This window comes from uncultured Microbacterium sp., assembly GCF_963521695.1.
Classification (GTDB): Bacteria; Actinomycetota; Actinomycetes; order Actinomycetales; family Microbacteriaceae; genus Microbacterium.
This window is the reverse complement of record NZ_CAUQWC010000198.1, coordinates 1-6,531: the sequence shown is the minus strand read 5'-3', so window position 1 is coordinate 6,531 and position 6,531 is coordinate 1. Positions and strand designations below refer to the sequence as shown.

The 6,531-nt window shown below is 69.8% G+C and carries 5 protein-coding genes; 2 read left to right on the top strand and 3 right to left on the bottom strand.

Annotated features, from left to right (window positions below; translation table 11 throughout):
• Positions 1 to 290: 290 nt before the first annotated feature.
• Positions 291 to 1,552, top strand: a protein-coding gene (locus RWP81_RS13095; RefSeq protein ID WP_314456784.1) for an IS3 family transposase whose coding sequence is annotated in 2 segments (ribosomal slippage) — positions 291 to 642 and positions 642 to 1,552 — 1,263 coding nt in all. Because the reading frame shifts where the segments join, the coding sequence is not laid out codon by codon here.
• A 35-nt stretch (positions 1,553 to 1,587) separates the two neighbouring features.
• Entirely contained in the window at positions 1,588 to 2,733 is a 1,146-nt protein-coding gene (locus RWP81_RS13090; protein ID WP_314456782.1) for an FAD-dependent oxidoreductase, read from the top strand.
• 236 nt (positions 2,734 to 2,969) lie between these two features.
• Here RWP81_RS13090 and RWP81_RS13085 read toward each other — a convergent pair whose 3' ends face one another.
• The 3 genes from RWP81_RS13085 to RWP81_RS13075 form a co-directional block, all read right to left on the bottom strand.
• A complete protein-coding gene (locus tag RWP81_RS13085) occupies positions 2,970 to 4,355 on the bottom strand; it encodes a peroxidase (protein WP_314456780.1) in 1,386 nt (461 codons plus the stop codon).
• Positions 4,355 to 5,008, bottom strand: coding sequence for a hypothetical protein (locus RWP81_RS13080; RefSeq protein WP_373271450.1), 654 nt, complete (start codon positions 5,006 to 5,008; stop codon positions 4,355 to 4,357). Before RWP81_RS13080 ends, RWP81_RS13085 begins: the two co-directional genes overlap by 1 nt.
• An 87-nt stretch (positions 5,009 to 5,095) precedes the next feature.
• Positions 5,096 to 6,175: a catalase family protein gene (locus tag RWP81_RS13075; protein ID WP_064845788.1), complete on the bottom strand. Its 1,080-nt coding sequence runs from the start codon at positions 6,173 to 6,175 to the stop codon at positions 5,096 to 5,098.
• Positions 6,176 to 6,531 lie beyond the last annotated feature (356 nt).

Here is a 6,531-nt window from a genome sequence, read left to right as displayed (position 1 = left end):
CCGACTCCGTGATCGCGTGCCGCGGCATCCCCGCCGACCAGGCCGGGGACTGCGCGCGCTTCGTCACCCGCGAGGACATCGTGGGCGAGGTCTTCGTGACGGTGTGGCCGCCCACGCACTGGGGCGGGCACTGACACCCGCAAGTGGTTGAAATCCAGCGAAAGGGCGCCGATATAGTGGATCTTCATCGGTTGAGGGGCATGACGAAACCGCGCCAGAGGGGGCTTGACCCCGGTTCTTGGACACGCTGAATCCAGCACCTGCTGGGGAAGCGAGATGATCCAGGAATCATGGCCAGGAAGAACTACTCCGAGGAGATCCGTCGTCAGGCCGTCGACTTGTACGAGTCCACCCCGGGCGCCACGGTCCGCGGCATCGCCGAGGATCTCGGCATCGTGCGCGGCACGCTGCGGCACTGGCTCGAGGTCTACGGGACCGGCAAGAAGACCGCCGCTGACGGGACATTGACCTCCAGCCCACTGCAGTCCAAGCCGTCGCCGACAAGCCCTACGGGTCCCGCCGGTGAGACGCCTGAGCAGAAGATCGCCCGGCTCGAGGCCCGGGTCAACGAGCTCGAGGTCGAGACGACGAAGCTGACCACCGAGCGGGAGATCCTCCAGCGGGCGGCCAAGTATTTCGCTGGGGAGACGGGCTGGTGAGTCGCTTCCAGTTCGTCGCCGACAACTCCGCCACCTTCGAGGTGAAGCGACTGTGTGAGCTCGTCGAGATCGAGCGCTCGTCCTACTACGCCTGGCTCAAGGCTGCCCCGGCCCGAGAAGCCAGGGCAGCTGACGACGCGGCGCTGGCAGAGCGGATCAGGGCTGTCCATGCCGAGGACAACACCCAGGGTGCGCCACGGATCACCGCCGAGCTCAACGACAGCGCGCCTGCCGGTGAGCGGGTAAACCACAAGCGCGTCGCCAGGGTGATGCGGCTGCAAGGAATCCGGGGCTATGTGAAGAAGCGGCGGGTGCGGACCACGATCCCCGAACCGTCTGGCCAGAAGTACCCCGACCTGCTCAAGCGCGACTTCACCGCCCCGGCGCCAGGGCTGCGCTACGTCGGCGACATCACCTATCTGCCGATCGCCGACGGCACGAACCTCTACCTGGCGACCGTGATCGACTGCTACAGCCGTCGGCTTGTCGGGTGGGCCATCGCTGACCACATGCGTACCGAGCTCGTCGAGGACGCGTTGAAGGCCGCCGCCGCAACCCGGGGCACCCTCAAGGGCAGCGTATTTCACAGCGACCACGGGTCGGTCTACTGCTCGAAGGACTACGCCAAGCTCTGTCGCAAGCTCGGCGTCACCCAGTCCATGGGCGCCGTCGGGTCCAGCGCGGACAACGCGTTGGCCGAGTCGTTCAACGCCACCATGAAGCGCGAGGTTCTCCAAGACGCCGCCTGCTGGAGCAACGAACTGGTCTGCCGCCGGCAGGTCTTCAGGTGGCTCGTCCGCTACAACACCAAGCGACGCCATTCGTGGTGCCGCTACGTCCCGCCGGTCCTCTACGAGACCGGCAACACCGCTACGCTGCCGACGGCTGCGTAATCACACCCCGTGTCCAAGATCCGGGGGTAGGGCCCTTGCGCGGTGCCGTCTACTACACCGACGGTCAGCTCGAGGTCGACGCCCGCCTCGTGATCGCGCTGGCCCGCACCGCCGCGGCGCACGGCGCGGACGTCCTCACCCGGTGCGCCGCGACCGACCTGCGTGAGGACCGACTCACCCTCACGGACGAGACGACGGGCGAGAGCGTCGAGGCTCGGGGCACGGTCGTCTCGGCGACCGGCGTGTGGGCCGGTGAACACGACCCGTCGTTGCGGATCTCGCCGAGCCGCGGATCCCACCTGGTCGTGCGGGCCGAGGCGCTCGGGTGTCCCAGCGCCGTGTTCACCGCGCCGGTGCCGGGTCACTTCGGCCGGTTCGTGTTCGCTCTGCCACAGAGCGACGGCCTCGTGCTCGTCGGCCTCACCGACGACGCCGCTCCCGGGGTCGACGGCATCGCTCCGCCGGTGCCGGAATCCGACGAGGACTTCCTCCTCGCCACGATCAACCGCGCGCTGGAGCGCCCCCTGACCAGGCAGGACGTGGTGGGCCGGTTCGCCGGGCTGCGGCCGTTGGTGCTGCCGACTCCGTCGGGCGGGTCGACGGGAGGGACGAAGAGGCGGATCGGGAGGCACGGGTTCGGGGAGAGGCGCGAGCACGGCGCGTCGGGGGATCTGTCGGAGGGCGCGGAGCGCGCACTCGTCGAGGCGGGCGCGACCGCCGACGTGTCCCGACGGCACCTGCTCATCGACGAACCTGGCCGGCCCCTGACGATCGCCGGGGGCAAGCTCACGACCTATCGCACGATGGCCGAGGACGCCGTGGACGCCGCCTGCCGTCGTCTCGGGACGGACCGGGAGTGCCGGACGAGGACGCTCCCGCTCGTGGGCGCGGCGCCGCGGGAGGTGCTGGCCCGTCTCGAGGAACCGACCCGTCTCGTGCGCCGTTACGGCACCGAGGCCGGTCGTGTCGCGGAGTTGGGCCGTCGGTACCCCCGGTTCGCGGGCCCCGTCGCCGAGGGCGTCGCCTACACCGGTGCGGAGATGCTCTTCGGCGTGCTGGCGGAGGGCGCCCTCACGGTGGAGGACCTCGTCGAACGCCGCACCCGCACCTCCTTCGTCGAGTCCGCCGTCCCCGCCGCGCGCGAGGTCGCCGCCCAGGTCCTGGAACTCGCGACCACCTGACCCCCGCCCCCCGGATGACGTCATCGGGAAAGGGGGAGAGGAGGAAGGGGCAGGGGGCCATCAACACGGCTGAGCGCGTCGAGCGCGTGCTCGCCCTCGCGAGGTCCGAGGGCGCGGACGGCCCCAGAGCCACGGCGTTCCGACTCGAGAGGCCCCCTCCCGGGTTGGGAGGGGGCCTCTCGCTCATCGCCGGTGCGGACGACCGGGCGAGCGCCGGTCTCGATCCGCCGGCCTGGTCAGCTCTCCCAGCCCGCGTCGGCGATCCAGCGGAGGGCGGTGAGGGAGGGCATGAACATGTATTCGCCGCCGCGGAGGCGGTTGAACGTGGTCACGCCGTCGACGCGCTTGCGGACGGGGCGGTCGGGGATGGTGAACCGGCCCGGTTCCTCGTGGAGTCCGACGACGGGGTCGCGTTCGGTGCCGAGGTCGACGAAGTTGCCGCGGTTGATCCACTCCTGCTGGAGGAACTCGACCGTGTCGTAGGCGCGGGCGCTGATGAAGATGAAGAACAGGCCGCGCTCGTCGTCCTTGTCGTCGGCGGCGGTGAGGTCGGGGTCCCATTCGGGGCCGAACGTCGAGGAGCGGCGGATGATCCGGTGGATGTTCTCGTCCGTGAGGATCGTCAGCTCGCTGCCGCGCGGGTTCATGCGGCGCACGTGCGCCGAGTGGGGGCACATGAGGCCGCGGCGGTCGTCGGAGTAGTCGAAGCCGTCGTTGCGGGACTGATCCATGCCGAGGTCGACGTCGTCCTTCTCGGGGGAGAGGACGAGCGGCGCCCCCGACCGCCACCGGCCGACGAGCTTCGCGCCGAGGGCGTCGCGGGACTCCTGCGTGTCCTCCTCCGCGTGCTCGCGGAGGAAGTCGTTCCAGGCGCCGACACGGCTGTCGTACTTGCGGAGCACGACGAACGAGCCGTTACGACCCAGCACGTCCGGCGAGGGCATGGCGACGGGCGAACCCGTCTCGCTGTCCTCCCCGAGGATGAACTCGCCCGCCGCGATGGCCCGCTCCTGCCCCGGGAGGGCGTCGACGCCGGCGCCCGCGACGAGCGGCTGGCTGAGCGAGTCGTGGTAGCCGAACGGGTTGGCCGCATCCGGCGCCCCGAACGCGTGCGTGCCGAGCAGGGTGACCCCGTCGATCTCCTCCAGGTACCCCAGAGCCTTCTCCACGGCGTCCGCCAGGGACTCCTCCGAGTCGGCGTAGATCGTCACCGCGACGTGCAGGGAGTCGTCCTTGTAGAACTCCTCCCACGTCTCCGGGGCGTTCTCGCCCGTGTCCATGAGCTGGCCCGCGCGGGCCGCCATGCCCTGCCGGAACGGCAGCGGGAAACTCGCGAGGGACTCCTCCGGCAGGCCCATCGCCTTGAGGCCGGCGTGGCTGATCGCCACCCCCGTCCAAGCGTGCATGTCCGCGGTCCAGTCCTGCGCCGAGGGGACGTACTCGACGAGCCGCCCCAGCAGGGCACGACCCCCCTCGGGGGTGTCGACCCGCAACCCCGCGTGGATCCCGACGTAGGGCTCGGGCCGCGACCGCAGGATGAGGGACTGGATGTCGTCGAGCTGCAGCGTGACGCTCTCCCGACGGAACCGCTTGCGCAGCTCCCTGAGGTGCTCGAACGGCATCAGTAGTCCACCCCCTGCGGCGTCGCCACCGCGTCCGACAGCGCCGACAGGGCCTCCCGGGTCGTCGCGTCCATCGCGGTGTTCGCCGCCATCGCGTCGAAGAACGTGTCCAGGGCCTGCTCCATGCGCTGGTACCGGCGCACGTCCACGACCGTCACCTGCGGGTTCGCGACGAACCACGCGGCGGCGTCGATCTGGTGGTCGGCGATGAAGTCCTTGACCTTCGGGGAGTCGATCCCCGGCCAGCCCTCGACGTTGGCGAACAACAGGTCCATGAGCTCGGGGATCTTCGTCGCGAAGTCGTCGATGTAGGTGTCCCAGTCGCCGTCGTAGGCCGTGGCGAACAGCACACGCGTGTCGTCGTCGAGGAACACGAACCGCATGTTGTGCAGCGTCGAGACGCGCTTGGCGCCGTCGAAGTCGCCGCCGGTGAGGCCGAAGATGCGGCGCAGCCGGTCGGCGCCGCCGGGCCTGAGGTCGGCGATGGCGGTCAGCTCGGACACGTTGCCGGAGCGGGCACCGGCCCGGCCGGCCGACTCGTACGTGCCCTCGTGGAGCGGGTTCTTGTCGGTGAGCAGGGAGTTGATCGCGATCTGGGAGATCGTCGGCGCGTCGGCCGCGACCTCCTTGACCACGCGGCGGAACTCCTCCATGCGGCTCTCCTCCGAGAGGCGCGGGTCGATGCGGGTCTGTTCGGACGTCAGCTTCTCGTTCATGGGGTCCTCCAAGGGGGTGAGGGGTCAGGCGGTGAGGTCGGCGAGGGAGTCCGGCTCCCGGCGGGCCACGGCGTTGAGGTCGTGCCGCTGCCGCGAGGACGACTCGTAGGCGAGCTTGCGGACGCGCATGATCGAGCCGAGCGGCCGGTGCGCCTCGACGCCGTTCCACGGGTTGAACGCGAGCCGGTCGTCACCGGCGACGCGACGTTCGGGGGTGAACACGTCCTGCCGGTCGAACCGGACGGTCGCGACGGTGCGGAACGGGGAACGGTCCTCGCGCCACAGCACCGCGGCGTCCTCGACCGGCATCTCCTCGAGGTCGGTGCACAGCTGCACCCGCAGCTCGTACGTCGCGCCCTTGGTCATGAAGTGGCGGACGACCGCGGTACGCATCGCGTCGAAGTCGTCGCCGACGTCGACGCCGGTGAGCTCGGCGACCTCCCCGGTCGGCGCGAGGGACATCTTGGCGACGTGGTCGCCGTAACGGATCGCGGCCTGGGTGTAGAAGGTCTCACCGAGTATGTGGGAGTAGTCGTTCGCGAGGCCCTGGACGGTCGCGCCGGGGGTGCGACCGAGTTTCTCGGTGATCGAGGCGATGCCCCGGGCGGCGGCGGAGACCGCCTTCTGCGCGGCGGCCGGGTTGCTCGCGTTCTTCTCGAGGATGTCGAGCATGTCCTCGTACTTGGTCACGGTGCCGAACGCGAGCGTCGGGAAGTTCACCATGAGGAAGTCCTGGTTGGCGCCACCGAGGTCGGGGGACAGGCGCTCGCCCTCCACGCCGATGATCTTGAGCGCGAAACCCCGCGGGGCAGGGATCTCGTCGGAGTGGATGTCGCCGGGTGCCGACGAGAGGCGGGCGACGACCTCGTGGGTGCCGGGGGTGGCGAAGATGCCCTGCGCGAGCTCGTGCGGCAGGTCGTCGTGGACGGTGAGTTGCCCGGTGATGATCGCGTGGCTCTTGGCGTGCGCGTCGCGGTGGGCGTGGCGGTGACGGTCGGCGTTCTCCGCCTGGGTGGCGGCCATTCGTTCGACGATTCGCTGGGAGATCTCGGCCTCGTTCTCGACGGGGACCTCGACGTCATCGTGGTAGCGGATGGGGTTCATCGGTATGCCTCCTCGACATCGTGACAACAATATTGTACTGGACTCAATTTGACGCCAGACGATTCGAAGATCGTCGTGGTCCAGGACCTCCTTGAAGAGGGGCTCCGTGGACTTCATCAAGAATTGTCCACAGAGCGGAGAGAGTAAGACGCGTTGCCCGGGGATCTGTACCCGCCCTTATCCAGCGGCATCCCGCGGAACGCGTAGTACAGGGGCGTCGTCGGAGCGGGCTGTGGGGCGGCCCGGGTCAGAGAGCGACGTCGACGAGCCCGTGCTCGGCCAGTGCGGTCAGGGCGGCGGCCACCCGGGCCTCGGCGTCCTCGGGCACGGGTCCTTCGGTGCGGAGGCAGGCCACC

Coding starts and splice junctions, on each gene's coding strand:
- RWP81_RS13085 (WP_314456780.1), bottom strand. CDS start 4,355: ATGCCGTTCGAGCACCTCAGGGAGCTGCGCAAGCGGTTCCGTCGGGAG.
- RWP81_RS13080 (WP_373271450.1), bottom strand. CDS start 5,008: ATGGAGGAGTTCCGCCGCGTGGTCAAGGAGGTCGCGGCCGACGCGCCG.
- RWP81_RS13075 (WP_064845788.1), bottom strand. CDS start 6,175: ATGAACCCCATCCGCTACCACGATGACGTCGAGGTCCCCGTCGAGAAC.